This window comes from Teichococcus vastitatis, from assembly GCF_003604215.1.
GTDB lineage: Bacteria > Pseudomonadota > Alphaproteobacteria > Acetobacterales > Acetobacteraceae > Pseudoroseomonas > Pseudoroseomonas vastitatis.
Genome location: NZ_QXGS01000004.1, coordinates 160,120 through 186,056 on the forward strand (window position 1 = coordinate 160,120; position 25,937 = coordinate 186,056).

Genomic DNA, 25,937 nt, shown 5'->3' on the forward strand with positions numbered 1-25,937 from the left:
GGGAGAAAGCGCATGCGACTGCAAGGCAAGGTCGCCATCGTCACCGGCGGCGGCTCGGGTTTCGGCGAGGGCATCGTCCGCAAATTCGTGGCCGAGGGCGCCCGTGTGGTGGTCGCCGACCGCGACGCCGCGGCGGCGGAACGCGTGGCCGCCAGCATCGGCGAGGCGGCGCGGCCCGTCACCGCCGACGTGGCCACGGCGGCCGGCGCTCGGGCCATGCTGGACGTCGCGCGCGACGGCTTCGGCGGGCTCGACATCCTGGTCAACAATGCCGGCATCGGCCACACGCCGCAGCCGATGGAGGAACTGTCGGAGGAAAAGTTCGATGCCATCCTGGCCATCAACGTCAAGGCGATCTACCTGGCGGCGCGCGAGATGGTGCCGTTCCTGAAGGCGCAGAAGCGCGGCGCGATCCTCAATATCGCGTCCACCGCGGGAGTCAGCCCGCGGCCGAACCTGACCTGGTACAACGCGTCGAAAGGCTGGGTGATCACCGCAACGCGTTCCATGGCGGTGGAGCTGGCGCCCTTCGGCATCCGCGTCAACGCGCTGAACCCGGTGGCCGGCGAAACCCCGCTGCTGGCCACCTTCATGGGCCAGGACACGGCGGAGATCCGCGCCAAGTTCCTGTCCACCATTCCGCTCGGCCGATTCTCGACGCCGGAGGACATGGGCAACGCCGCCTGCTTCCTGTGCTCGGACGAGGCCTCCATGATCACCGGTGTCGCCATGGAAGTGGATGGCGGGCGCTGCATCTGAGATTGCGGCGCGGGCGCGATGCCCGCGACGTTCAATATCGCGGGCGTGATCGCCGGTCGCTCAGCGCCTGACGGCGGCGGTCATGGTCGCGGAGCCTCGGAAGCGTCCCGCTCACTGGCGGAGCAGGCTTCAACTCGTTTTGGCCGCAACACGGACCGACCCACCAGCACCGGCCAGCGGGGATTTGGCCGGGGATGTACGGCGGAAGCGCGGCAGGATGCAGACGGTCGGCTGTGAACCATTCCATGCCATGCCGTGATCCCGGCTGATCCCGCCGAACCGGGCCCGTGACGGCGGGATTCAGGGCGCCCGCGGTTCATCCCGGCCAACGAAGCCCGCATGAACCGGGCAGATCCAGGCCGCCCAACCGCGTCATCAGGTCCGGTACCGGACAGCGGCGGCCCGGCCGCGTTGGCTGGCCTGGGCGGGTTGAACCGTGCTCCGACTATCGCCTGCGACCCAATGCTGATCGTCAACATGCGCGGGCCGAAGCAAAGGGCCGGTGCCTACTTCTGGGCATTTTGCTCTATTTGGAGGAATTCTCATTTCCTGAGATGCTCCAGGCGCTCGCTAGTATAAATTTGAACAAAACTCTCTCGTTGCGATTTGCCAACGTGAAGGTTCTGTGGTCCCTTCCTCTCGCTTGGAGGAGAGAACCTCTTCTTTGACGGCCGGCTTCCCGCCGGCTCCTTGTCCAGTACCGCCTTCTTCGGCGGCCTCACAGTACGGGAGGCAAACAAATGAACGCGTCGGACCCGGTCAGTCAGGATCATTGGAACATCCTGCTTCTCGACAGGTATCCCCTGAGAAGGGCCGGATTGTGCAGCTTCATCCAGCAAAGCGCCCTGTCCCAGGGGCAGGCCTGCACCGTGCAGGAAGCCGATCCGGAGCAGATGGATCAGGTTCCGCAAAACGTCTCGGCCATCCTGGTGGATCTCGGCTCCATTCATGCAATGCAGCCGGATGCGCAGCAACTCCTGGCTTCCCTGCGGCGGCAGGCTCCGCCGGGCTGTCCGATCGCGGTCATCTCCGACCACAGCACGGCGGCGGAGGTCCGCGCCTGCTTTACCGCCGGTGTGCAGGGCTTCATCGCCACGCATATGGAGCCGCGCCGGGCCATTCACGCCCTGGCCTTCGTCATCGGCGGCGGGATGTTCTTTCCGCCAGAGGCGATGCTGGAACAGGCAGCGGCCGATCCGGAACCGATCCTGGTCGATACAGAAGCCAGCAGCCCGATGGATGAAAGCGCCTTCACGCAGCGTCAGCGCGAAGTTCTGCATTACCTTCGCCGCGGTTACTCGAACAAGCTGATCGGCCGGGAGCTGCACATGTGCGAATCCACCGTGAAGGTTCATGTGCGGCAGATCATGCGCAAGCTCGGCGTCTCGAACAGAACCCAGGCGGCCCTGCAGATCCTGAGCGGCAGCGAAGGAACGGAGCTGGCTGCGGACATCACGGCCCTGGCGTCCCCACCGGCGGACCTCGTCGCCGTCTTGAACGAGGGCGCCTTACCACTTCGGGCGTAACCGTCCGGATCGTGGGTCCATGGCCCTTTGGGAGAAACATCCCAACCGGGCATTTGCCATGCCCAATCCGCTTATCGACATGGATCGGTCCGTCCTCCTTCTGCGCCATGGGTCCAGCTTCAACCGTGGCGCATAATCCTCTTCCGTTCAGGGACGCGAACGGCAATCCCGTTCGCGCAGCAGGCGCCCGGATGGTCCGGGCGGCCGCATGAACTGGCAACCCTTGTCCGAACCAGGGCCGCCAGAATGGTTGAGGGCACAGAACGTGCAGCAGGCTTCGGGTGAGCAGCGACGCGCCGCGATTGCATTGATCGATCACCGTTCCCTCCGGCGGAGCGGCTGGACCAGCCTTCTCTCCCGCTGGGCAGAAGCCGCGGGCATGACCGTCGAGGCCACCGCCCCCGCAGCGACCCTGTCGTTGCGGGAGTCGGAAACGGAATTCCGCCTCGGCATCCTCAGCCTCGGCGCGATGCCGTTGCAGCAACCCGAGGCGGGAGGCTGGCTGGCAGCACTCATGGAAGCGCTGCCCGACACCCCCGTGGTCGTGATCTCCGATCTGGAAGACACGGCGGAAGTGGTGGCGGCCTACCGGGCGAAGGCGCGAGGCTTCATCCCGACCAGCACGGAGCCGGAGGTCGCGCTGCGCACCCTGGCCTTCATCATGGGTGGCGGCACGTTCTTTCCGCCAACCGCGCTGTTCGGCCATACCCATGATGCACCTCCGTCTCCAACGCAGCATAACGGCATCCAGAAGATCGAGCCGGCGTCCGATCAGCAGCGGAAAAGCAGCCTGACGGATCGGCAGGAGGCCATCATGGCCCATCTGGCAGCGGGACAATCCAACAAGGTCATCGCACAGTTGCTCGGGGTCAGGGAGGCCACGGTCAAGGTGCATGTCCGGCAGCTCATGCGGAAGCTCGGCGCCAGCAACCGGACGCAGGCGGCGCTTTTGGCGGCGGCCATGATGCCCAGGACTGCGGCCAAGCTCCCTGCGCTGATACCTGCTGCTGCCGTAGACGGCCAGCTGGCGCAGCAGTTGCCGCCGGGGCCGCCTTCGGAGCCCAGCCTGACCCTGCTGAACGGCGGCGCGAAGATTCAGCCATCCCGCCGGATCATCCGGTTCTGATCGCCGGTCCCTGGCCTGCTTCGGCCCATGCGGCCATCGCACAATGTCCCGCGACCGGAGCAGGAGTGCAGCCATCCCGATCCGGTTGAACAGGCCGCGGAAAAGGAAGCCGTCGTCAGCTCAAGGTGCGGCGCCGGTCCGCTGGCGGACCGGCGCCACTATCCTATATCCAGAGATGATCGAAACCGGTGGCCGCGTCAAAGGTGCTGTGTTCCTCGAGGCGGAGGATCATCTCCACTGATGATTCTGATAACCGATCTTCGAGCGCGAACGCCGCTGCCTGAACATCCATGAGCGAATCCTCCCCCTGCGCGACGGCGTCGATGCTGATCAGCGCCGCGTTCCCGCTCACCACAGCAGGCGGATCCTCGATTGTCACGGACTTGACGGACTCCGTGTGCTTCGACGGGCCGTGAGCTTTGTTCTTGATGGTGAACGTCGTGATGCTCTGCTCATAGCTGCCATCGGTAGATGCCACATTGGTTGTTTTAATCTTCACGAAATTCGCGTCGCCTGGATCAACATAGTTCTGCACCGCGACATAGCCATCGCCGTCTCCATATGCCGCAGCCGTGCTGGTGATCGTGCCCTGGACTTTCCCCCCGGCACCCGTCGCCTTCGCCTTCAGCGAGATGTCCACGGATGTGAAGGTGTCCTCGCCCACGGCTGTGCCGCTGCTCTGCAGACCTAACGCCAAGGAGGAAGTCATCAGATTGGTTGTGGTGCGTGCCATGATCGCTCCTGATCGGGCCAGCCGATGCTTCGAACACCGTGTGACTCTATCGATGCTGCGAGCCGGGAAACACGTCGCACAGGCAGCTACGCCTAAAGAGACATGCTGCACCCGGGAGACTGAGTCTTCTGCGCGGGCTTCCCGCGTCCTCGATGATGCCGCCGGCCTCTGCCGGAGGCGGTCAGCTCCATCATTCCCTGATCAGGGCGCTGCTGCCGCCGTGCTGTTGGCCAGGGCACAGGGTGTTTCGTTCAGACTTCGCGGAAGCTGCGGCGAAACGCTGCCAACAGGGGTTCGAGCAGGTAGCGGATCATGGTCCGCTCCTTTCGGACGATCAGCACTTCCGCCGGCATGCCAGGCACCAGCTCGACTGCCGATCCGAGGCGGGCCAGTTCCGCCCGATCCACCTCGACCCGTGCCAGGTAGTAGGGCTGGCCGTTGCTGGGATCAGTAAGACGGTCGGCCGATACGGACCGCACCATGCCATCGATGCGCGGCAGGCTGCGGCTGGAATAGGCCGTCAGGTGCACCTGCGCCGGCAGGCCGATGCTGACCACGTCGATGTCGCTGGGCGAGACGCGGGCATCGATCAACAGCGCTTCTTCCGCAGGAACGATGTCCAGGATAGCTTCGCCCGGCCGAATAACGCCCTCCACCGTCTTGAAGTGGAGGTTGACCACGGTTCCGCTGATCGGCGCGGTCACAACGGTTCGCGTCAGCACGTCCCGGCTCGCCTGCAGACGCTCCGTGATTCCGACCAGGTCAAGGCGGGTCTTGTCGGATTGTTCCGACACCTTGTCGAGGTGTTCCGCGTCCAGTGCCATGATCTGCATCTGCGTCTCGCCAATCACCTGCCGCGCACGAGCGATCGTTCCGGCATATTCTTCCCTCCGTCCCTGGATCTCGGCCCGCGCCCGCTGCAGTCGCAGAGCTTCGGGACGGGCCATGTAGCCGGCCCGCACCAGTTGCTCCTTGCCTTTCAGCTCGTCCTCGATGAGGGCAATCTGCTCGCTGGCGCTCTTGATTTGCGCTTCAAGCCCACGGATCTGTTCCTGGGACTGCTCGATCTTCTTCCTGAGCACCAGCAGACGGCTCTTGCGCGCCACCAGGCGCGTGGCGAACATCACGCGCTGGGACGCCACCACCTTGCGCAGCTCCGCATTGCTGGCCGTGAGATCCGCCAGTTCTTGTGGCACCTCCATGTCGCTCAGGCCATCCTGCTCCGCCTGAAGGCGCGCCTGCATCGCCAGCAGCGTGTAGTACTGGTTGGTCAACGCATTCACCACCGTCCGAGCTTGGAGGCTTTCCAGCACCACGAGCCGCTGCCCCGCCTGGACCTTGTCCCCGTCGCGCACCGAGAGCTCGGCGATGATGCCTCCCTCCAGGTGCTGCACGGTGCGGCGATTGCCGTCCGGACTGACGACGCCGGGCGCAACGGCTCCGCCAGCGATGGGCACCGTGGCGGCCCAGGCGAAGAAGCCACCCAGGAACAGAAAGATCAGCACGAGCCCCCGTCTTACCGGGGCCCGGATCGACGTCCGCAACGCCAGCACGTCGCCCTGGAGTTCGGTGAACTCGGGCGTGGCCAACGCAGCCGGTGTCGGCCTGATGAGGGTAAGCGACCTGGACATGATCATGGCCTCCACTGCATCTCGGGCTGCCCACGGGACGGCCGCTGCGGCGGCCGAGCGGGAGCGCCTCGCGGCTCAGGCACTCTGCGCTTCATCCTGTTGTGCGGCATCCGCCTTGCTGGAGGAGGCCTTCCTGAGCCGCTTCAGCACCTCGTCGCGCGGGCCGATCAGTTCCACGCGCCCCTCCTTGAGCAGGAGGATGCGATCCGCCTGGGCGATCGTTGATGGCCGGTGGCCCACGATCAGCAAGGTGCATCCATGCTGCTTCAATTCATGGATGGCGGCCGCCAGCGCAGCCTCGCCGGCGGTGTCGAGATTGGCGTTGGGCTCGTCCAGCACGATCAGGCGCGGCAGCCCGTACACCGCACGGGCCAGGCCAATGCGCTGCCGCTGGCCACCGGACAGGCGAATGCCGCCGTCGCCGATGACGGTATCGTAGCCCTGTGGCAATTGCTGGATCAGCGCGTGGGCGTGGGCCCGCAACGCGGCCTCGATCACCGCCTCGTCATCCGCATGCCCCATGCGCGCGATGTTGTCCCGCACCGTTCCGGAAAACAGCTCGACATCCTGAGGCAGGTATCCGACATGCCGGCCGAGATCCTCCGGGTTCCAGTGCCGCAGATCGGCGCCGTCCAGGCGAACCTCCCCGGCCGTCGGATCGGCCGTGCCGACGAGCAGCCGGCACAAGGTGCTTTTGCCGCCCGCGGAGGGGCCGATCACCGCCATCACCTCCCCGGGCGTGGCCTCGAAGGAAATGCCGCGCAAAACCGGCACTCGCCCGCCTGGCGGTACGAAGCTGACGTTGCTCAGTGTGAGGACGCCCTTCGGTTCGGGAAGGCGCGTGCGCACCGGCTCCTGTGACAGCGTCCGCAGCTGGCCTTTCAGCCGCCCATAGGCGATCCGCGCCATGCCGAAGCTCTTCCAGGTGCCCATGGCGGCCTCCACCGGCGCAAGGGTGCGACCCAGCAGGATGGAGGCGGCGATCATGGTTCCGCCGGAAAGCTGGCCCTGCAGCACGAGATAGGCGCCGAGCCCCAGCGTCGCCGACTGGACAAAGTATCGCAGCGACTTCGTGATGCCGAGCAGCAGGCTTCCCCGCTCGCCCGCTCGCTGCTGCGCCGCCAGGCCCGTCGCGTTGCTGTCGTGCCAGCGCGCCAGCAGCGCCGGCAGCATGCCCATGGCCTTGACCACCTCGGCGTTACGGATGGTGGCCTCGGCCAATTGCATCGCGCCGATCTGCGCCACGCTGGAGGTCATGGCCGAGGAGCGGGTGAGATATTCATTCGCTACGCCGAAGCCCAGCAGCAGGATGCTGGAAGCGACCGCCAGCGTGCCCAACCAGGGATGCAGCATCCAGATCAGCACCAGGAACAACGGGGACCAGGGTGCGTCAAAGAACACGTGCACCCCGGGCGAGGCGACGAAGCCCTGCACCGTTGCCAGATCCCGAAGCGGCTGCGCACCTGCACTCTCGCTGATGAGCCGCATGCGCACGCCATTCGCGAGATACGCGGGGCCGAGCCGTCCGCTGAGCCAGCAGCCCATCCGCACCGTGATGGCGGCCCTTAATGCGTCAAGGAAGCCCATCGCGAATAGGGCAAGTGCCACCATCAGGGTCAGCATGACCAGCGTTTCCACTGAACCCGTGGTCATGACGCGATCATAGACCTGCAGCATGTACAAGGAGGGAGCGAGCATCAGCAGGTTGATCACCAGACTGAACAATCCCAGAACCCCGACCGTGGAGCGACAGGCCGCGACGGCGCGATCGAGCTCCGTCACGGCCTGCGGCTTCAGCTTCATGGCATCAATGGGGGCCATGATCCGGTTTCTTTCCGCACCATCGGCCTTCAGCCGATCCAGGGGCTGTCGGCGGTGAAGCTGCTGCTGACGAGGAGATCACGTCCATCCGCATCGAGGGCGTTCAAGCTGTTGTAGAAGCTGCCGACCTGCGCAGCCGTGGTCGTGGCCGCCACGCCCACCGGAATGATCGTGTTGTGGGCGAGGCCGCTGGTCGTGCTTTGCAGCAGAAGGCCCCGATAATCGGTTCCCCCGATGTTGATCGTCGTCGAACCCACGGCGCTCAGGGAATTCATCTCGATATTCTCCTGGGACTGGTAGTTCAGGATGATGTTGAACTGCGCACCGGCCGTGGCTCCGGTTCCGATGATCCGGTAGACATCAAGACCGGCAGGGCCGCCATCCGTACCCCCATCACCTACGAGTTGCTTCTGCCCAGCTCCATTCGCAACCAGGAGGTCGCCATTGCTGCTTCCGATCAGGATGTCATTTCCCGCCCCGCTGACCAGCTTGTCCCGGCCGGCACCGCCCTCAAGGCGGTTTGTGGCAGCGTTGCCGGTGAGCACATCATTGAAGGCCGATCCGATCAGGTTCTCCATGTTGCTGAGCTGATCGCCATCCGGGCCGGCACCGGTCAGGAGGTTCGCGGCCACCCCGCCCGTCGAGAACGAGTAGTCGGCGCTGTCGGTTCCAGCGCCGCCATCGAGAACGTCCGCTCCGAGACCGCCGACGAAGATGTCGTTCAGTTCGCCGCCCGTCAGCGTGTCCGCGAAGCTCGATCCGATCACCCGCTCGATCAGCTGCAGGCTGTCGCCTTCCGCATCCCCGCCGGTACCGGTTCCGGCCAGGGTGGGGTCAGCCAGGGTCGCGTTGAACCGCAGGGAAATGGCCGAAGCGGAAGCCGAATAGTCGGCGGTGTCGACGCCACTTTGCCCGACGATCCGATCGGCTCCGCCGCCACCGACAAAGACGTTGTCACCGGCGTTGCCGACGAGGATATCCGCGAAACCCGAACCTGTGGCATTCTCGATGCCCACGAAGGTATCGCCCGCGGCCACGCCGGTTCCCGCTCCGGCCAGGAGATCGACGCCCACCGCGCCGGTGGCAGTGGCATAGTTGGCAACATCGATGCCGGCGCCACCGTCCAGTGCGTCCGCACCGGCTCCGGCGATCAGCGTGTCGTTGCCGTTTCCGCCAGAGATGGAGTCGTTGTCCTCCCCGCCATCCAGGAGATCATCCCCTTCCCCGCCTGAAATCGTATCGGTGCCGCCTCTGCCTGCCAGGGTGTCGTTCCCGGCATCGCCGCTCATCGCGTCGGCACCCGTGCCGCCGTCCATCGTGTCGTCGCCCTCACCTCCGAAAAGCTGGTCATTGCCACCGGATGCGATGAGATCATCCGCACCAGCACCGCCCCTGAGGATGTCATCGCCGAGGCTGGCCACGAGTTGGTCCACACCATCGCCACCCTCCAACTCATCGTTGCCGTCTCCCGCCGTCAGCAGGTCGTTTCCGGCACCGCCGAAGAGCCGGTCGTTGCCGAAGCCGCCAAGGATGGTGTCGTTTCCACCTCCGCCATACAGGGTGTCATCGTCGGCACCGCCATCTACGAAATCGACGCCTCCGGCCGGAGCGTTCTCATCGACCCCATCGCCATACAGGAGATCGCTTCCTGCATTGCCCCGCACAGTATCGTCACCAAGTCCACCAACCATCTGGTTGGCGAGCGCGTTGCCGCTGATGAAGTCTTGAAATGCGGTGCCAACAAGATTCTCGATGCCGGAAAGCACGTCACCCTGGGCGTCTCCCCCATTGGGCCGCGTCGTCGCAGTCGCCGTCGTGCTGGAGCTGAGCGTGGCCAGCAAGGCAGCCGGAGAGTTGGCGTAGTCCGCCGTGTCGCTACCGGCGCCACCATTGATGGTGTCCGCGCCTGCTCCACCAACGAAGATATCGTCGGTCTCAGCGCCAGTCAGGCGGTCGGCTCCAGCGCCACCATCTAGGAGATCGGAGCCAGTTGTTCCAGCCCTGACGGTGATGACGTCATTGCCGGCCAGGCCGTTCACGCGGAAGCTGCCCGAATCCACCACTTCCCTCGTGTCGTTACCGGCGGTCAGCTCGATAGTGGTGTAGGATACGGCGCTGGCGGTGACCGTGTCCGTGCTCGCCGCGGCAAGAGTGGCAGTGCGTGCGTCGGTAAAGTTCGCTGTTTCTTCGGCAGTGAGAGGCTTGCTCGGACCCTTCGCCCGTTCCTCATTCTCCACCCGCGTGTTCATTCCCGAATTGGATCCAGAGGGAGGATCCTGCAGGTGTCGTGCCTTCTCCTCGGCGGCCTCTGCCTTGTCCTCCGCCACGCGGCTCCGTTCATCCGCCTTCATGGCGCGCTTCTCGGCCGCATTCTTGCCATCGATCTCCCAGCCCGCGCGGCGCAGTGCCGTCTTGGACAGGATCTCCTGCGCCGAGATCATGCCGGCCCGGGCCATGTCGCCCGTAGGAGGCCGCATTGGATCCACTGGAACGGCGATTGATCCAAGCTGGACATCGACCGTGAAGTCACCCTGAATGATCTGGTTCTTCTTAGGATTGTCGGCCATCGCTTAGCGCTCCCTCATTGGCCCAGCTGTCAGCTTGCCGTCCGTGCAGACTAGGAATGGCGACCGGGGGAAAATAGCAGCGCAAGAGGCTTAGTGCTTTGGTCTTATATTCGCCCGGACGCTCACTGTCCGAGTTCACCGGACGTAGTGGATGGCTGCTGGCTCCAGCGTTGAAGAAGCCGCCGATATGCAGGCGGTGTGGGCGTTGCCCGCGCCGCGTGGCACTTCGAAGCAAGGACGATTGCCTTTCCGTGCCAGACGCCGAAAAGCCCCGGAACGGCAGTTCCGGAGCTTCCCGATAGGATTCTGCGCAAGGTCCTGCCCGTCTTGTGCCGGCCCTGCACGGCGCAGGATCGTTAGTTGACGAAGGCCCCTGCCTCCACCGTCACACTGGACATTCCGTCGGTGGCGATCACCGTGCTCACCACTTCAGTGAGGGTGTTCTCGCCGAACGCTTCGACGTCCAGGGTCAGGGTGGCGCCATTGCCTTCCAGATCGCAAAGATCCATGTCGACGTCGATGTTCTTTTCGATGTCGACCTTGACATCGACATTGGTTTCAAAGTCCAGCTTGACGTCGACTTCGAACTCCTTCTCGAAGTCGTAGGGATCGTAATCGCTCATTCTTACCTCCCGCTGATGAAAGCGCCGGCCCTTGCCGACAATCGAGAAGCTACGGTTTGCCGTGGCACAGGGTCAAAGGACCTTCGGTAGCTACACCCAAGGGAAATTTCGCCGCTAGTGTATAACCACATCAGCGAGGACGTGCTCAATGGAGATTCGTGACTGCCCTTTGCGATACGTCCTTCGAGCCTGGAGGCTGGGCCTGTCGGAAAGGGATGGTGCCAATGTGCCATTGTTCAGCGTTTCTGTTCTGAATACGCCGGAGCGGCAGAACTAAATAAGCTTATTCCGGCTGGCGAACGGCAGAAGCGCGGCGCTTTGAAGTGCTGAGCCTTATGCTTGGTCCAACCACTCTAATTTCGGCAGAAGATCCTCATCCTTGCCGATGGGGCGTCGTCCGAAATTGCCGGATGCTGCCGGCAGTTGCTCATCCTTGAAGTGTAAGGCGCCTCAGGCAAACGAAGACTGCCAGATCGGAAATTTTCCTGTAGCGTTTGTTGACCTCAGTGGAAGGGTCGAACCAATGCCCAGGATCACGAGCAGCACAAGCACTTCTTGGAGCTCATCGGTGTCGTTGAGCGAACCTGAGACATCTTCCTGGCAGACAACTTCCTACGATTTCGAGCTGAGCAGCAATCCCGGCGGCACTTCTGGCGAATCCACCGGCATGCTGGCTGTTGCAGGCGGAGACGCCACTGCGATTGGCACCGACACGGTCGCGACGGGTAGTGTGGGATCCACGGCCAGCGTGGATACCAACATGAGCGAAGGATATGCCTCCGCGAGCGTGACGGCGCTGGCCTCAGGCAGTGGCGACGCTCCCGTTTATGCGACAGCCACCTCCTATGCTGAAGTGTACGAAGGCTCGGACCGAAGCTTCTCTCTGAGCTTCAATCAAGCTGGTGGCGAGGAATCCGATGCCGGTAGCATGGCCTATTACGAGTCAGTATCCGAAGCCTATGCCCTCGACTTGGAGATTATGCCGGACACCGCTGACGATGATGCCCAAGATCCAGGACCGGTTTTCGGCGGCTCTCTCGATCCTGGCGACTTCGAGCTGGAGGAGTCCTTCACTGGCAACGTCGCCTTCGCTGAGGCCGAAGCGTCCGGCTATGGCGAATACACCTTCAGCGAAGTCGATCTTTCCGCGGTGGTAATCGAGGACATGCTGTCTACCGTCACCATCACGTCTATGGTCGAGGTCGGTTGACGCCGAACTGATGCACATGGCGGCCGCGCCACCAGAACGTCCACCACCAGGGAAAAATCCTATGCACATCGAAGTGGTTCGCGACCTGCAGCAGCTTTCTGCGCTTCAAGGTCAATGGAACGCTGTCTATGCGGAAGATGCAAGCTCGCACTTCTTCCTGTCCTGGGCATGGATGACCCGGCATCTGCGGAGGATCGGATCATCCTGGCGCATTCTGGCAGTCAAGGCCCGACGGGAGGACGAGGACTACCTTGCCTTTCTTCCAATTCGGTTTCGCAAGATCGAGGCCAAGCCGGAAGCTGTGATCGAGATCACGCTGGCGGGCACGCCGGTCGCTGATTACACGGGCCTGATCTGCCGGCCACAGCACGAGGGCGCTGTGATGGCCGCTCTCGCAGCGGCGCTGAAGGCATGCCGTGCCAGAATCGGGTGCGGGCAGATCCGGATGGAAAATTTCGCCGGACCGAAGGACCGCCTCATGACCCTCGCCCGCCATCTCTCGACTGATGCTTGGCAAGGGTCCTTCTTCTCCTCGATCAACAGGAGCGATGGCATCGACAACTCCGTTTGCCCCTTCATCACCTTGCCGGGCAGCTGGGCGGAGTACCTCCAGACCTCTGTCAGTTCGAACACGCGGCAGAAGCTGACCCGCCTTCTCCGTCAGATCGAAGGCTCCTCCGAGTACCAGCTCGGGCATTCCTCGCGTGAGACGGTCGAGGAGGATCTGCAGTCGATGTTGACCTTCTGGGAGGCGAAGTGGCAGGCGCGAAAGGGGGATGCCATGGGGCGGATGAGACAGCAGGCCCTCATCACGATGATGACCTGCTCCGAAGGAGGATGCCTGCTCCTTCCCACTTTGCGGAAGAACAACCGGCTCATCGGCGCGCTCGCCCTGTTTCTGGACCGGGACACGAAGTCTGTCCTGTTTTACATGGCCGGCCGCGATGACGCGGCGGACCTGCCGTCTCCCGGCCTCGCGCTTCATGCATTCAGCATCCGCCATGCCATCGAGAACGGCTTTTCGAAATACGATTTCATGCGCGGCGATGAAGCCTACAAGTTCCATTTCACCTCGGAACGGGCCCGGCTGCATTCCGTGCTGATCAGGCCGGCGCCTGCCAATGCTTCGCCGCGGCCGTCCGATCAGGACGCGGCGCCTGCCGAGGGGCAGCTCGCCCTTTCCTGACCCTGCGCGTCCGGTGGTGGCGCGGCGGACCATCCCCGTCGTCGCCACTTCCGGCCGCCGCCTCGCGATGCGCGGTGCCGGACCGGGCGTCACGGTCCGGTTCCGGCTTTACCCCAAGATCTGGAGCAGATCGCCCATGATGAACTGGTCCATGCGCAGCGTGGCCTCGCTATGGGTGTCGCCATCGACGACGATCCCGCGCAGGATCGCCAGCGCGGCATCGTCGGACAAGACACCACGACTTGGCGTATTGCCATAGGCGCCATTCAACACGAAGAAGTCGTCCAGGGTCAGGGTCGAGGTGGTCCAGCCCGTCTTCACCGAGACAACCAGATCCCGTGCGTCGGCGGATCCGCGCTGCAGCGAAAGACCGTTGCCATTCAGCGACCGCAGCCCGCCCTCGCTGCCCCAGTCGCCCTCATAGCCCACGAGGCGATCCCCTTCGGCGGCGCGGAACCCGCTCACCCGGTCCCGACCGAACGGGCCGGCGAGAAGGTAATAGTCGGCGCCGCTGCCGGCGGAGTAGGTGTCATTGCCATCCACGGCGCCACTGACGCTGCCGAGCAGGAAACTGTTCTTGCCGCCACCGGCCGAGAGCTGGTCGTCGCCGCCGCCACCGCTCAGGGCATCATGGCCGCCGCCGGCGGTGATCCGGTCCCCGCCATTGCCGCCATAGGCCAGGTTGTTGCCCTCGCCCAGGTCGATCGTGTCCCGTCCCTCGCCGCCAAACACCCAGTCGTCGCCGGCGCCGGACCGCACGGTATCGTCGCCCCAGCCGGCGCTCACCGTGTCGGCGCCGCCGCCGGACTGGATCACGTCGTTCCCGGTCAGGCCGAGGATCCAGTCGTCACCGCTGCCGGTGTTGATCCGGTCGTTCCAGAACGCTCCGACACGGAAGGCATCGCGCTCGGCACCCGGCCGCGGCGCCGTGTCGGCGCTGCCCAGAACGATGCTGGCCACGGTGGAATAGCGATCCTCCAGCGCCAGCGCATCGGCCGTCACGTCGACATAAGTGGCGCTGCCATAGACCTTCGCATCGACGTCATAGGTCGCCAGATTGCCCTGCACCGAAGGCGGGGTGCGGATGCTGCCATCCTGCTGGGAATGCCGGTTGATCGGACCGAACAGCGGCTGGATGCCGTCCAGATCCAGCGCCAGGAACGTGGTGGTCGCGGTCTCGCTGGACCAGGCCTTGCCGCCCGAGACGCCGCTGCCGGTGTCGGTGCGGGTGCGGCTGAGCGCGACGTCGGCGCCGGTGACGGACAGGTCGGACATCGCGCCGGCGTAGGTGCCCTCCCCCTGCGGATCGCTCGCCGAGCCGATGGCCTTCACCGAGCCGAGCGCCAGCGTCACCATGCCACGGTCAACGATGCGCAGCGCCACATCGACCGCGGCCAGCGTATCGTGCCCCACGGCATCGGCGTTGGTGGCCATGCTGACCACCATGGGCGCATCGCGGGCTTCCGGCTTGGTCAGCAGCGTGCCCAGCGGCCAGCTCCAGGACAATGCGTCCTTGCCGCCCCAGGCCGGATCGGACCGCAGGTCGCGTCCGGCTCCGCGCGCGCTGTAGCCCCTGGCCCAGCCGTGATCCTCTCCCCAGTGCGGCATCCTTCGGCCCCCCTCCCCAGCGCGACATCCGCCTGCATTAGGCCAGCAGTCGCGGGCGCTGGAGATGGGGGCAAAAAGTGGACGACCTTCGGCCGGGTCCACACCGGGAAGTGGATCCACCTTCCGGGCACAGACCTACGCCTTCAGGGCACCGCGCGGGTCAGGCGGCCGGCGGACGCCACGCCGGCCTGCAGCCTTGCCGCCTCAGAAGCCGTAGAGGCGCGCGGGATTGTCCACCAGGATGGCCCGGCGCATCGCCTCGTCCGGCACCCAGTCCACCAGCAGGTTCAACACCCGCCCATCATCGACCGGCATGGGCGGCGCGATGTCGATGGGCTTGCGGCCGGCCAGCACCGCGCTGTCCGGATGTGGCCAATCGGAACCCCAGACGATCCGTTCCGGATTGGCGGCCACCAGGGCACGCGCCAGCGGCGCCACCGCCGGGTAGTCTGGCGCCTCGTCCGAGGCGCGGTAGGCACCAGAAATCTTCACATAGGCGCGCCCCGTCCGCACCAGGCCCAGCACCGCGGCAAAGCCCGGCTGGTCGACGCCCTGGGCAGCCTGGGCGCCGGCGAAATGGTCGAACACCACCGGCATCGGCAAGGCGGAAAGCCGCTCCTGCAGCGCCGCCACTACCGGCAGCCGGGCATAAACCTGCAGGTGCCAGGGCCGTCCCTGGATGCGCGCCACCGCATCGTCCAGGATGCGGGCGGCGGCGGCCGGGTCGGTGATGCCGCCGGTTTCCAGATTCACGCGGATGCCGCGGATTCCGGCCGCGTGCATGGCGTCCAGCGCCTGCGGCGTGGTGTCGGCGCCGATCACCGCCACACCCCGCGCGCGGCGTGGCCCGAGCTGCCGCAGCCCATCCAGCGTCGCCGCATTGTCGGTGCCGTAGACGCTGGGCTGCACGATCACCACGCGATCGAGGCCCATCGCCTTTTGCAGCGCCAGCAGGTGATCGGCGGTGGCGATGGGCGGGGTGTAGCCGCGTCCGCCCCAGAAGGGGAACTTTGCCGGATCGGGAAACACATGCACGTGGCAATCACAGGCGCCGGCCGGCGGCGTGAAGCTCACGGGGGTGCGAACGGTCGGCGCCGCCCCGGCGGACGGCATCGGCGCCGCCGCGCGCGACGGCGCGGAGCCCAGAACGGCATTCGCGGCCGCCAGCGCACCGGCCAGTGTCAGCCCATCTCGGCGATTCATCATGGAGGCTTCTCCTTCCCTTGCTCCCGCTCTGCATGGCGGGCCGGCCAAACTGGACCGCGGCCCTTCGCCGCGCAACGGCCTACCTCCGCGCCCTGTGCCGGATTATACCAGCGGCATGAGCAGCCCCGCCCCCCCCTGCGACAGCCCGGAAGCGGCCGTCGACGCCCTGGAAGCCCTCTACGACGCCGCGGTGCAGGCCGAGCGGACGGCGCTGGACCGCTTCGTCGCCGGCGGCGCGCCACCCAATGCGGCGGAGCGCGCGACCTTCCGCTACCCCGCGCTGCTGCTGCGCTGGCAGCCAGACGGGCCGCTGCCGCAGACCCGGCGCGCCTGGGCCAAGCTGCAGAGCCCGGGCGTCTACACCACCACCATCACCCAGCCCACCGCCTTTCGCCGCTACCTGCTGGAACAATTGCGGCCGCTGATGATGGAATATGGCGCCGCCGTCTCGGTGGCGCCGAGCGACCAGGAGATCCCCTACCCCTACGTCCTGGAAGGCGGCGACGAGCTGGCGCGCGGCGGCGTTTCGGCGGCGGCGCTGGCGCGGCACTTTCCGGTGCCGATGCTTTCGGCGGTTGGTGATGAGGTAGCAGACGGGCTGTGGCGCTTCCGCGAGGGCGAGCCGCTGCCGCTGTCGCTGTTCGACGCGGCGCGGGTGGATTATTCGCTGCGCCGGCTGATGCACTACACCGGCACGGATTGGCGTGACCTGCGTCCCTGGATCCTGCTGACCAACTACCAGCGCTACATCGGCCAGTTCGTCGACTGGGCCCTGGCCGAGCTCGAGCGCGACGGCAGCCCTTACGACCGGCTGGTGCTGCCCGGCGGCGCCAGCGTGGCGCGCGGACAGGACCGCGCCACGGCCCTGGCGGCGGTGGCCGAGGCGCCCTGGCAGCGTTTCCAGATGCCGGCCTATCACCTGCACCGCGCCGACGGCGCGGATGGCCTCACCATCATCAACATCGGCGTCGGCCCGTCCAACGCCAAAACCATCACGGACCACTTGGCGGTGACGCGGCCGCATTGCTGGCTGATGATCGGCCATTGCGGCGGGCTGCGGCAGAGCCAGGAGATCGGCGATTACGTGCTGGCGCATGGCTATCTGCGCCGCGACCGCATCCTGGACGACCTGCTGCCGCCGGAGATCCCGGTGCCGGCGCTCGCCGAGGTGCAGGTGGCCTTGCAGCAGGCCGCCGGACAGGTCACCGGTGAGGCCGGAGCGGCGCTGAAGAGGCGCCTGCGCACCGGCACCGTGGTATCCTATGACGATCGCAACTGGGAGCTGCGCTTCTCGCAGGAGCGGCTGCGCATCAACCTGTCGCGCGCCATCGCGGTGGACATGGAAAGCGGCACGCTGGCGGCCCAGGGCTACCGCCTGCGGGTGCCCTACGGCACGCTGCTCTGCGTGTCCGACAAGCCGCTGCACGGCGAGATCAAGCTGCCCGGGGCCGCCACCGCCTTCTATCAGCGCGCGGTGAGCGAGCATCTGGCGATCGGCATCGCCACCTTCGACATCCTGCGAGAGCAGCTGACGACGCTGCATTCGCGCAAGCTGCGCGCCTTCGACGAGCCGCCCTTCCGCTGAGTTCGCCCGCCGCGCTTCGGTCAACAAGGGTCCACCGCATGCCCAAGCCACACCAGCTGCATCTCGGCGCCTTTCTCCGCCCCACCACCATCCATACCGGCGCGTGGCGCTACCCGGGCGCCCTTCCGGATGCCAATTTCAACTTCGCCCACCTGAAGCGCTTCGCGCAGACGCTGGAGCGCGGCTGCTTCGATGCCTTCTTCATGGCCGACCACCTCGCGGTGCTGAACATGCCGCTGGAAGCGCTGAAGCGCTCCCACACGGTCACCTCCTTCGACCCGATGACGCTGCTGCCGGCGCTGGCGGTGGTGACGGAGCGGCTGGGGCTGATCGCCACCGGCTCCACCACCTTCGACGCGCCATACCATGTGGCGCGCCGCTTCGCCTCGCTCGACCATCTCAGCAACGGCCGGGCGGGATGGAACATCGTCACCACCTCCAACCCCGACGCGGCGCTGAATTTCGGGCTGGAGGAGCATGTGGACCATGCCGATCGCTACCGCCGCGGCCGCGAATTCTTCGACGTGGTCACCGGCCTGTGGGACAGCTGGGCCGATGACGCCTTTGTCCGCGACGCGCAAAACGGGCTGTTCTTCGATCCCGGCAAGCTACATGTGCTGAACCACAAGGGGCCGCATTTCTCGGTACGCGGCCCGCTCAACGTAGCGCGTCCCGTGCAGGGCTGGCCGGTGATTGTGCAGGCCGGCGCCTCGGAAGCCGGGCGCCAGCTGGCGGCGGAAACCGCCGAGGTGATCTTCGCCGCCACCCCGACGCTGGAGGATGGCCGCCGCTTCTACGCCGATGTGAAGGGCCGCATGGCACGGCTCGGCCGCGACCCTGATGCCCTGAAGATCCTGCCCGGCGCATTCGTGGTGATCGGCGATACCGATGCGGAAGCACGGGACACGCGGGCGCGGCTCGATGCGCTGGTGCACGAGCAGAGCGGCCTGGCGGCCCTGTCCATCGCCCTCGGGCATGATGCGTCCGGCTTCGAACTGGACGGCCCGCTGCCCGACATCCCGCCCAGCAACGCCAGCAAGAGCGGCCGCGAACGCGTCCTGCAGCTGGCCGCGCGGGAGGGGCTGACGGTGCGGCAGCTGGCGCAGCGGCTGGGCGGCTATGCCGGGCTGGCCATGGTCGGCACGCCGCGCGGCATCGCCGACCAGATGGAGGAATGGCTGATCACCAAGGCCTGCGACGGCTTCAACGTGATGTTCTCGCACGTGCCGGGCGGGCTGGATGATTTCGTCGACAAGGTGGTGCCGGAGCTGCAGCGGCGCGGCCTGCTGCGCCGCGCCTATTCCGGCCCGACGCTGCGCGACCATCTGGGCCTGCGGCGCCCGCCGAACCGGTTCTTCGGCGGCTAGAGGCACCCCGCAGCACCGGCTCCGCTTGCCGGAGCCAGGACCGGGACCGCGGCGCAGGTCCGAGACGATTCCGGCTGCGGCGAACAAGCGAAGCGCCTGTTTCGGCCGGCGGCATCCGCATGGGAGGACCATGCGCTCGAGGTGCCGGGATCGGCGACCCGCTGCTCGCGCCGGATAGCCCCGCCACCCACTCCCGGGCGGCGGATCGCGCAGCCGGCAGGGCCGCAGGCCCGGTACTCCCCTCATGCCATGATGAGGTAACTTCCACATGATCCGGCCGCTGTGCCACCATGCGGCCATGCCCAGACGAAACACCAGCGCGCCCCGCAAGCCGGCGCGTCACGCCGCGATCCTCGAGGCGCTGTCGACCGACCCCACCGTCCGCATCAGCGAGCTCGCCGACGCGTTCGGCGTCTCGGCCGAAACCGTGCGCCGCGACGTGGAGGAATTATCCGCCCGCGGCATGGTCCGGCGCACCTATGGCGGCGCCTCCACCGCCGCCCGCCAGCCGGTGCTGGACGAACGGGAACGGGTGCAGGTGGCCGAGCGCTCGCGCATCGGCCGCGCCGCCGCCCTGCTGGTGCCGCCGGACGCGGTGGTGATGCTGGATGCCGGCAGCACCACCACGCATTTCGCCCGCGCCCTGGCCCGCCGGGAGATCCGCGCCACGCTGCTGACCAACAGCCTCGACGCCGCCGTGGCGGCCGGTGCCTGCGCGAGCCTGCGCGTGATCGTCGCCCCAGGGGAGCTGAGCGTGACGGAGCGCGGCGTCTACGGCCCGGAAACGGCCGCCTTTCTGCGCCGCTTCCATGTCGACCTGGCGGTGATCGGCGCCTCCGGCTTGACCGAGGACGGCCCCTGCGAAGCGGAAAGCCGCGCCGCCTGGGTCAAGCGCGCCATGCTGGAGCGCGCCGCCCGGCGCCTCCTGCTGGTGGATACGCGCAAATTCGGCGCCGCCTTTCTGGAATGCGTCTGCCCCCTGCAGGGCCTGACCGATCTCGTGGCCGAGGCGCCGCCGGCCGGTCCGCTGGCGGCGGCGCTGGCCAGGGCACGGGTGGCGGTCACGCTGGCACCGGATGATGAGCGTGTTGAGCCGCGGCTTCATGTTTGACCTTCCACATAAATCAGTGGAAAGTCTGTCATAGAGACGAAGATCCCGAAACCGTCATGCCGCAGCCCCTGGCCGCCGCCCCTGCGGCGTTGCTCGCCCCCTCCGCTACGTGCTGACGGACATTGACGACACCTTGGCCACCGAAGGGCGGCTGCCTGCCCGGACCTATGCCGCGCTGGAAGCGCTCGATGCCGCCGGCATCGCCGTGATCCCGGTCACCGGCCGCCCGGCGGGCTGGTGCGACGCCATGGCCCGCCAATGGCCGGTGGCGGCCGTGGTGGGGGAGAATGGCGCGCTCTGGTACGCCCTCGATCGCGGCGCCCGCCGCATGCGGCGCTGGCAGGCGCAGCCCGAGGCCGAGCGGCGCCGCGCCCGTGCCCGCCTGATGGACCTCGCGGACGAGGCGCTGCGCGCGGTGCCCGGCGCCGCCCTTTCGGCCGACCAGCCCTTCCGCCTGTTCGACGTGGCCATCGACTTTTGCGAGGATGCCGGGCCGCTCGGCCTCGCCGCCGCTGGCCGCATCGCCGCCGTGTTCACCGCGCACGATGCCCAGGCAAAGGTGTCCTCGATCCACGTCAGTGCCTGGATCGGCGACTGAGACAAGCACGCCGGGATCGAGGCGCTGTTCGCCGCCCGCTTCGCTCCGCTCGCCTCGCTGCGCGGCCGCGTCGCCTTTGTCGGGGACAGCGCCAACGACGCGCCGCTGTTCGCCGCGATCGACTGCTCGGTGGGTGTGGCCAATGTTGTGCCGTTCCTGCCGGGCATGCCGACGCTCCCCGCCTTCATCACCCGCGCCGAGGGCGGCGCGGGCTTCGCCGAATTTGCCGACGCGCTGCTCAAGGCGCGCGGCGACGCACCGGAGGAACACGCCGCATGAACACCCCGTCCAAGGCCGGCACGATCCTGGCTCTTTCCGTCCTCGGCCTGCTGGCGCTGGCCGCGCGGCCGGCTTCCGCCGCAGACGCCGCCTGTGCCTTCCGCGGCGCCCTCGACGAAGCCTATTGCGACGCCAACCGCGACATAGCGGCCGACGCGCCGACCGATGCTGCGAAGCTGCGCGACCCCTCCACCATCGTCTTCACCTACACCCCGGTCGAGGATCCGGCGCTGTATGCCAGCCAGTTCAAGCCGTTCCTGGAGCACCTCAGCCAGTGCACCGGCAAGCGCGCCGTCTATTTTCAGGTGACGTCGAACGCCGCGCAGGTCGAGGCGATGCGCTCCGGCCGTCTGCACGTGGCGGGCTTCTCCACCGGCCCCACCGCTCTCGCGGTGAACCTGGCCGGCGCCGTCCCCTTCGCGGTGAAGGGCAATGCGGACGGCTTCGAGAGCTACCGCGTGGCCCTGCTGTTCAAGGCCGACAGCCCGTACAAGACGCTGGCCGACCTGAAGGGCAAGCGGGTCGCGCACACTTCGGCCACGTCGAATTCCGGCAATCTGGCGCCGCGGGCCTTTTTCTCCGGCCTCGGCCTGACGCCCGAGAAGGACTACCAGGTGGTGTATTCCGGCGGCCACGACCGCAGCGTGATGGGCGTCAACGCCGGCGACTACGACGCCGCGCCGGTGGCTTCCGACGTGTGGACGCGAATGGTGGCGCGCGGGCAGGTGAAGCGGGATGCCTTCCGCGTGATCTAAGAAAGCGAGCCCTTTCCACCAGCGGCTTCGCCGTGGCCAACGACCTGAAGCCCGAATTGTCGGCCAAGATCCGCGAATGCTTCCTGTCCTATCGCTTCCCCGAGCAGATGGCCAAGGACCTGGGCGGCAATGACCGCTTCTGGCCCGCCACCTATGCCGAGCAATGGGCGCCGGTGCGCGCCGTCGCCGATGCGGTGAACGCGCCCTACAACCGCGCCGCTTTCAATGCGGAAAGCCGCAAGGAGCTGGAGGCCGAGGCCCGCAAGCGCGCGCAGCAGCAGCCGGCCGCGCCCACCCACGTCGCGCGGACGCGCTGAACGGCCGGGATCCATGTCCGCGAGCTTTGCCCCACCCGCCGGCCCGGCGCTGCAGATCCGCGGCCTCGTCAAGGAATACACCGCCGGCCAGCCGGTGCTGAAAGGCATCGACCTGGCGGTCGGGTCCGAAGGCATCACCGCCATCATCGGTCCGTCCGGCACCGGCAAGTCGACGCTGATCCGCTGCATCAACCGTCTGGTGGAGCCGACCCGCGGCAGCGTCACCCTGCGCGGCACGGAGCTGACCGGGCTGCGCGGCGCGCAGCTGCGGCTGGCGCGGCGCCGCATCGGCATGGTGTTCCAGGAATACAACTTGGTGGAGCGCCTGACGGTGATGGAGAACGTGCTCAGCGGCCGGCTGGGCTATGTGTCCTTCTGGCGCGCCTGGCTGCGCCGCTACCCGCGGGAGGACATCGACCGCGCCTTCGCCCTGCTGGACGCCGTCGGCCTGCCGGAGCACGCCACGCGGCGCGCCGACGCGCTGTCGGGTGGCCAGCGCCAGCGCGTCGGCATCGCCCGCGCGCTGATGCAGCGACCTGAGATCCTGCTGGCCGATGAGCCCACCAGCAGCCTCGACCCGCGCACGGCGACCGAGGTGCTGGAGCTGCTGACCCGGCTGACGGCGGCGGAGAACGTTCCCGTCATCATCAACATCCACAATGTGGAGCTGGCCAAGCGCTACCCCGCCGCATCATCGGCATGCCGGCGGCAGCGTGATCTTCGACGGGCCTCCCGAGGATCTGCGCACCGACCACCTGCGCGCCATCTATGGCGGGGAGGACTGGCTGTGAGCGCCAGCCTCGCCGCGCGGCGCGCCTTCGCGCCCAACTGGCCGCTGCGGCTCGCGCTGCTGGCGCTGGCCGCCTATGCCATCTGGGCCAGCACCACGCTCGGCCTCACCTGGGACCGTGTCAGCCACGGCCTCGGCGAAGGCGGCAGGCTGCTCGGCCGCATGGTGCCGCCCAATTTCGAGCGCTGGAACCTGTTGCTGGAAGGCCTGCTGGAAAGCCTGCAGATCGCCGTGCTGGCCTCGGCCCTCGGCATCCTGATCTCGCTGCCGCTCGGCCTGCTGGCGGCGCGCAACCTGTCGCCCTGGTGGATTTCGGGGCCGGTGCGCGCGGTGATCGCGGTGTGCCGCTCGCTGCACTACGTGATCGTCGCGATCCTGTTCGTGAAGGCGATCGGCTTCGGCGCGCTGGCCGGCACGGCGGCGCTGGTGGTGGCCTCGATCGGCTTCATCGCCAAGCTGTTCGCCGAGGCCGTGGAGGAAATCTCGATGAAGCAGGTCGAGGCCATCCGCGCCACCGGTGCCGGGCCAATGAAGGTGATGAGCTATGCGGTGCTGCCGCAGGTCGCCTCCCGCTTCATCGGCTTCTGTCTGTACCAGATCGACAGCAACCTGCGAAACTCGACGCTGGTGGGCATTGTCGGTGCGGGCGGCATCGGCGGCACCCTGTTCGCGGCCTTCAAGCGCTTCGACTACGACTTCTGTTGTGCCATCCTGCTGTCGATCATCGCGCTGATCTTCCTGGCCGAGCTGGTCTCTGGCCGCGTGCGGGCAGCGCTGCGATGAACGCCGTGTCCCCGCCCCCCGCCCTGGACCCGATGGCGCCGCTGCGGCGCGAATGGACCCGCCACACCCCGGCGCAGCGCATCGGCCGCTGGCTGATCTGGCTGGTCTGCGTCGCCGCCGTGGTCTGGGCCGTGCGCAGCATCGACATCATTCCCGAGTTTCTGGCCGATGCGCCGGAACAGATGGGCGACCTCCTGCTGCGCATGTGGCCGCCGGCGCTGTCGCATTACTGGCCCGGGGTGCACAACGCGCTGGTCGAGACGCTGCACATCGCGCCGCTCGGCACGCTGCTGTGCTTCGTGCTGGCGGTGCCGCTGGCCCTGCTGGCGGTGCGCAACATCTGCACGATCCGGCCGCTCAACGTGCTGGCGCAGCTCGGCCTGGTGACGTCGCGCTCGGTCAATTCACTGGTCTGGGCGCTGCTGTTCGTGGCGGTGTTCGGGCCTGGCCCGGCGGCCGGCGTGTTCGCCATCGCCTTCCGCTCGGTGGGCTTCGTCGGCAAGCTGCTGTCGGAAGCGCTGGAGGAAACCGCGCACGGCCCGCGCGAGGCGCTGCGCGCCGCCGGTGCACCCTGGGGCAGCGAATTGCTGAAGGGCGTCTGGCCGCAGGTGCAGCCGGCCTTCTGGGGCATCGCGCTGTTCCGCTGGGACATCAACGTGCGGGAAAGCGCCGTGCTGGGCCTGGTCGGCGCCGGCGGCATCGGACTGGTGCTCGACAACGCCATCAACTTCTTCCACTGGGACCGCGTGGCGACCATCCTGCTCGCCATCCTGGTGGTGGTGCTGATCGCCGAGGTGGCGGTGACCCGGCTGCGCGCGAGGCTGCTGTGATGCCGCGCGACAGCGTTGACCTGCTGGTGGTCGGTGGCGGCGCCAACGGCGCCGGCATCGCCCGCGACGCCGCGGGACGCGGCCTGTCCGTTCTTCTGGCCGAGCGCGGCGACCTGGCCGGCGCCACCTCCTCCGCCTCCTCCAAGCTGGTGCATGGCGGGTTGCGCTACCTGGAGCGCCGCGAGTTCCGCTTGGTGCGCGAAGCCCTGGCGGAGCGCGAGGTGCTGCTGCGGGCCGCGCCGCACATCATCTGGCCGATGCGCTTCGTGCTGCCGCACGAACCGGAGATGCGGCCACGCCGGATGCTGCGCCTGGGCCTGTTCCTGTACGACCATCTGGCCAAGCGGGTGACGCTGCCGCCCAGCGAGTCGCTGGACCTGCGGCGCCACCCGGCCGGCGCGCCGCTGCGGGACAGCCTGCGGCACGGCTTCGCTTATTCCGACGCCTGGGTCGAGGATGCACGGCTCGTGCTGCTCAACGCGCGCGACGCGGCGGCGCGCGGCGCCGAGATCTGCGTGCGCACGAACTTCACGGGAGCGCGGCGCGCCACCGATGGATGGCGGTGCGAGCTGCGCGACGTCGCGACCGGCCGCACCCGCAGCGTCACCGCGCGCGCCATCGCCAATGCCGCTGGCCCTGGGTGATGCAGGCGCTGGACGCCACCCGCATCGCGGCGCCGGGCCGCGTCCGGCTGGTGCGCGGCAGCCATATCGTGCTGCCGGCACTGTACCAGGGCGACCACGCCTACATCCTGCAGAACGATGACCGGCGGATCGTGTTCGTGATCCCCTATGAGGGCCGCTTCACCCTGGTCGGCACCACCGACGTGCTGCATGACCCGGCGGACGGCCCGCCGCGCTGCACGCCGGAGGAAGCCGCCTATCTCTGCCGCGCCGTGTCGCGCGCCTTCCGACGCGGCATCGCGCCGGCCGACGTGGTCTGGAGGTATTCCGGCGTTCGTCCGCTACAGGATGATGGCGCCGACAATCCTTCGGCGGTGACCCGTGACTACGTCTTGAAGCTCGACCGCGACGGCCCGCCGCTGTTGTCGGTGTTCGGCGGCAAGATCACCACCTACCGCCGCCTGGCCGAGGATGCGGCCGGCCAGCTCTGCGCCGCGCAGGGCAACAGGGCGCCCGCCTGGACCGCCGGCGCGGTTCTGCCGGGCGGAGATCTCGGCGGCTTCGGCGCCGCGGCCTTCCTGCAGCAGGCGGCGCAGCGCTACGCGTTCCTGGATCCCGCCCTGCTGCGACGCCTGTTCCGCTGCTATGGCGGCGAGCTGGACCGCGTGCTCGGCGCTGCGCGCCGGCGGGAGGATCTCGGCCAGGATCTGGGGGGCGGCATCACCGAGCGCGAGCTCGAATGGATGCGGCGCGAGGAATGGGTGCGCGAGCCGGAGGACGCGCTGTGCCGCCACACCAAGCGCGGGCTTCACATGACCCCGGCCGAGCTTGATCGCTTCGCCGCCCTGTTCCGCCGCCAACCCGCCGCCATGGCGGAATGAACCGCCGCCGGCCCGTCGAGGC

21 protein-coding genes and 1 pseudogene are annotated in these 25,937 nt (G+C 67.3%); 15 read left to right on the top strand and 7 right to left on the bottom strand.

Annotation, left to right across the window (positions count from 1 at the left end; genetic code table 11):
• The first annotated feature begins 12 nt into the window (after positions 1-12).
• The 3 genes from D2K64_RS08600 to D2K64_RS08610 all read left to right on the top strand — a co-directional run bounded on the left by D2K64_RS08600 (position 13) and on the right by D2K64_RS08610 (position 3,411).
• The gene (locus tag D2K64_RS08600; RefSeq protein WP_120007860.1) at positions 13-759 is read left to right on the top strand and encodes a glucose 1-dehydrogenase; all 747 of its coding nucleotides are present in this window, start codon (positions 13-15) and stop codon (positions 757-759) included.
• Between the two features lie 740 nt (positions 760-1,499).
• Positions 1,500-2,285 carry a LuxR C-terminal-related transcriptional regulator gene (locus D2K64_RS08605; RefSeq protein WP_120007863.1) on the top strand — a complete coding sequence of 262 codons (786 nt, stop codon included), beginning with the start codon at positions 1,500-1,502 and terminating at the stop codon, positions 2,283-2,285.
• Positions 2,286-2,664: 379 nt separating this feature from the next.
• Positions 2,665-3,411: a response regulator transcription factor gene (locus D2K64_RS08610; protein ID WP_157985776.1), complete on the top strand. Its 747-nt coding sequence runs from the start codon at positions 2,665-2,667 to the stop codon at positions 3,409-3,411.
• A 163-nt stretch (positions 3,412-3,574) separates the two neighbouring features.
• Here D2K64_RS08610 and D2K64_RS08615 read toward each other — a convergent pair whose 3' ends face one another.
• The 5 genes from D2K64_RS08615 to D2K64_RS08635 all read right to left on the bottom strand — a co-directional run bounded on the left by D2K64_RS08615 (position 3,575) and on the right by D2K64_RS08635 (position 10,786).
• Positions 3,575-4,144: a hypothetical protein gene (locus D2K64_RS08615; protein ID WP_120007867.1), complete on the bottom strand. Its 570-nt coding sequence runs from the start codon at positions 4,142-4,144 to the stop codon at positions 3,575-3,577.
• Positions 4,145-4,395: 251 nt separating this feature from the next.
• Positions 4,396-5,775, bottom strand: coding sequence for an HlyD family type I secretion periplasmic adaptor subunit (locus D2K64_RS08620; RefSeq protein WP_120008116.1), 1,380 nt, complete (start codon positions 5,773-5,775; stop codon positions 4,396-4,398).
• Between the two features lie 75 nt (positions 5,776-5,850).
• Entirely contained in the window at positions 5,851-7,596 is a 1,746-nt protein-coding gene (locus tag D2K64_RS08625) for a type I secretion system permease/ATPase (RefSeq protein ID WP_202910595.1), read from the bottom strand.
• Between the two features lie 29 nt (positions 7,597-7,625).
• On the bottom strand, positions 7,626-10,163 hold the full coding sequence (locus D2K64_RS08630) for a calcium-binding protein (RefSeq protein WP_120007869.1): 2,538 nt from the start codon (positions 10,161-10,163) through the stop codon (positions 7,626-7,628).
• Positions 10,164-10,519: 356 nt separating this feature from the next.
• Positions 10,520-10,786 carry a hypothetical protein gene (locus D2K64_RS08635; protein WP_120007872.1) on the bottom strand — a complete coding sequence of 89 codons (267 nt, stop codon included), beginning with the start codon at positions 10,784-10,786 and terminating at the stop codon, positions 10,520-10,522.
• A 574-nt stretch (positions 10,787-11,360) separates the two neighbouring features.
• On the opposite strand from D2K64_RS08635, the gene D2K64_RS08640 reads away from it, so the two are divergent.
• Together D2K64_RS08640 and D2K64_RS08645 are read left to right on the top strand one after the other, a co-directional pair.
• The gene (locus tag D2K64_RS08640; protein WP_157985777.1) at positions 11,361-11,996 is read left to right on the top strand and encodes a hypothetical protein; all 636 of its coding nucleotides are present in this window, start codon (positions 11,361-11,363) and stop codon (positions 11,994-11,996) included.
• 61 nt (positions 11,997-12,057) lie between these two features.
• A complete protein-coding gene (locus tag D2K64_RS08645) occupies positions 12,058-13,182 on the top strand; it encodes a GNAT family N-acetyltransferase (RefSeq protein WP_157985778.1) in 1,125 nt (374 codons plus the stop codon).
• Positions 13,183-13,290: 108 nt separating this feature from the next.
• On the opposite strand, the gene D2K64_RS08650 is transcribed toward D2K64_RS08645, so the two are convergent.
• Positions 13,291-14,790, bottom strand: a complete 1,500-nt coding sequence (locus D2K64_RS08650) for a calcium-binding protein (RefSeq protein ID WP_120007877.1) — start codon at positions 14,788-14,790, stop codon at positions 13,291-13,293.
• A 204-nt stretch (positions 14,791-14,994) separates the two neighbouring features.
• Positions 14,995-15,996 (bottom strand): amidohydrolase family protein, encoded by a 1,002-nt coding sequence (locus D2K64_RS08655; RefSeq protein WP_120007879.1) that lies wholly within the window; start codon positions 15,994-15,996, stop codon positions 14,995-14,997.
• Positions 15,997-16,111: 115 nt separating this feature from the next.
• Between D2K64_RS08655 and D2K64_RS08660 the strand changes: the two genes are divergently transcribed.
• The 10 genes and pseudogenes from D2K64_RS08660 to glpD all read left to right on the top strand — a co-directional run bounded on the left by D2K64_RS08660 (position 16,112) and on the right by glpD (position 25,915).
• Positions 16,112-17,581 (top strand): AMP nucleosidase, encoded by a 1,470-nt coding sequence (locus D2K64_RS08660; protein WP_120007881.1) that lies wholly within the window; start codon positions 16,112-16,114, stop codon positions 17,579-17,581.
• Positions 17,582-17,619: 38 nt separating this feature from the next.
• On the top strand, positions 17,620-18,948 hold the full coding sequence (locus D2K64_RS08665) for an LLM class flavin-dependent oxidoreductase (protein ID WP_120007883.1): 1,329 nt from the start codon (positions 17,620-17,622) through the stop codon (positions 18,946-18,948).
• A gap of 268 nt (positions 18,949-19,216) precedes the next feature.
• Positions 19,217-20,059, top strand: a complete 843-nt coding sequence (locus D2K64_RS08670; protein ID WP_238384091.1) for a DeoR/GlpR family DNA-binding transcription regulator — start codon at positions 19,217-19,219, stop codon at positions 20,057-20,059.
• Positions 20,060-20,168: 109 nt separating this feature from the next.
• Positions 20,169-20,657 carry an HAD family hydrolase gene (locus D2K64_RS25435; protein ID WP_238384092.1) on the top strand — a complete coding sequence of 163 codons (489 nt, stop codon included), beginning with the start codon at positions 20,169-20,171 and terminating at the stop codon, positions 20,655-20,657.
• A 135-nt stretch (positions 20,658-20,792) separates the two neighbouring features.
• Entirely contained in the window at positions 20,793-20,936 is a 144-nt protein-coding gene (locus D2K64_RS25440) for a hydrolase (RefSeq protein WP_238384093.1), read from the top strand.
• A complete protein-coding gene (gene phnD, locus D2K64_RS08680; RefSeq protein ID WP_238384094.1) occupies positions 20,933-21,691 on the top strand; it encodes a phosphate/phosphite/phosphonate ABC transporter substrate-binding protein in 759 nt (252 codons plus the stop codon). Before D2K64_RS25440 ends, phnD begins: the two co-directional genes overlap by 4 nt.
• Before the next feature lie 32 nt (positions 21,692-21,723).
• Positions 21,724-22,008 (top strand): hypothetical protein, encoded by a 285-nt coding sequence (locus D2K64_RS25445; protein ID WP_238384095.1) that lies wholly within the window; start codon positions 21,724-21,726, stop codon positions 22,006-22,008.
• A 13-nt stretch (positions 22,009-22,021) separates the two neighbouring features.
• A complete protein-coding gene (gene phnC, locus D2K64_RS25450) occupies positions 22,022-23,581 on the top strand; it encodes a phosphonate ABC transporter ATP-binding protein (protein ID WP_238384096.1) in 1,560 nt (519 codons plus the stop codon).
• Positions 23,578-24,411 (top strand): phosphonate ABC transporter, permease protein PhnE, encoded by an 834-nt coding sequence (phnE, locus tag D2K64_RS08695; protein WP_120007887.1) that lies wholly within the window; start codon positions 23,578-23,580, stop codon positions 24,409-24,411. The genes phnC and phnE overlap by 4 nt, the downstream gene beginning before the upstream one ends.
• A pseudogene (gene glpD, locus D2K64_RS08700) lies at positions 24,411-25,915 on the top strand (glycerol-3-phosphate dehydrogenase). Before phnE ends, glpD begins: the two are co-directional and overlap by 1 nt.
• The last annotated feature ends 22 nt before the right edge of the window (positions 25,916-25,937 follow it).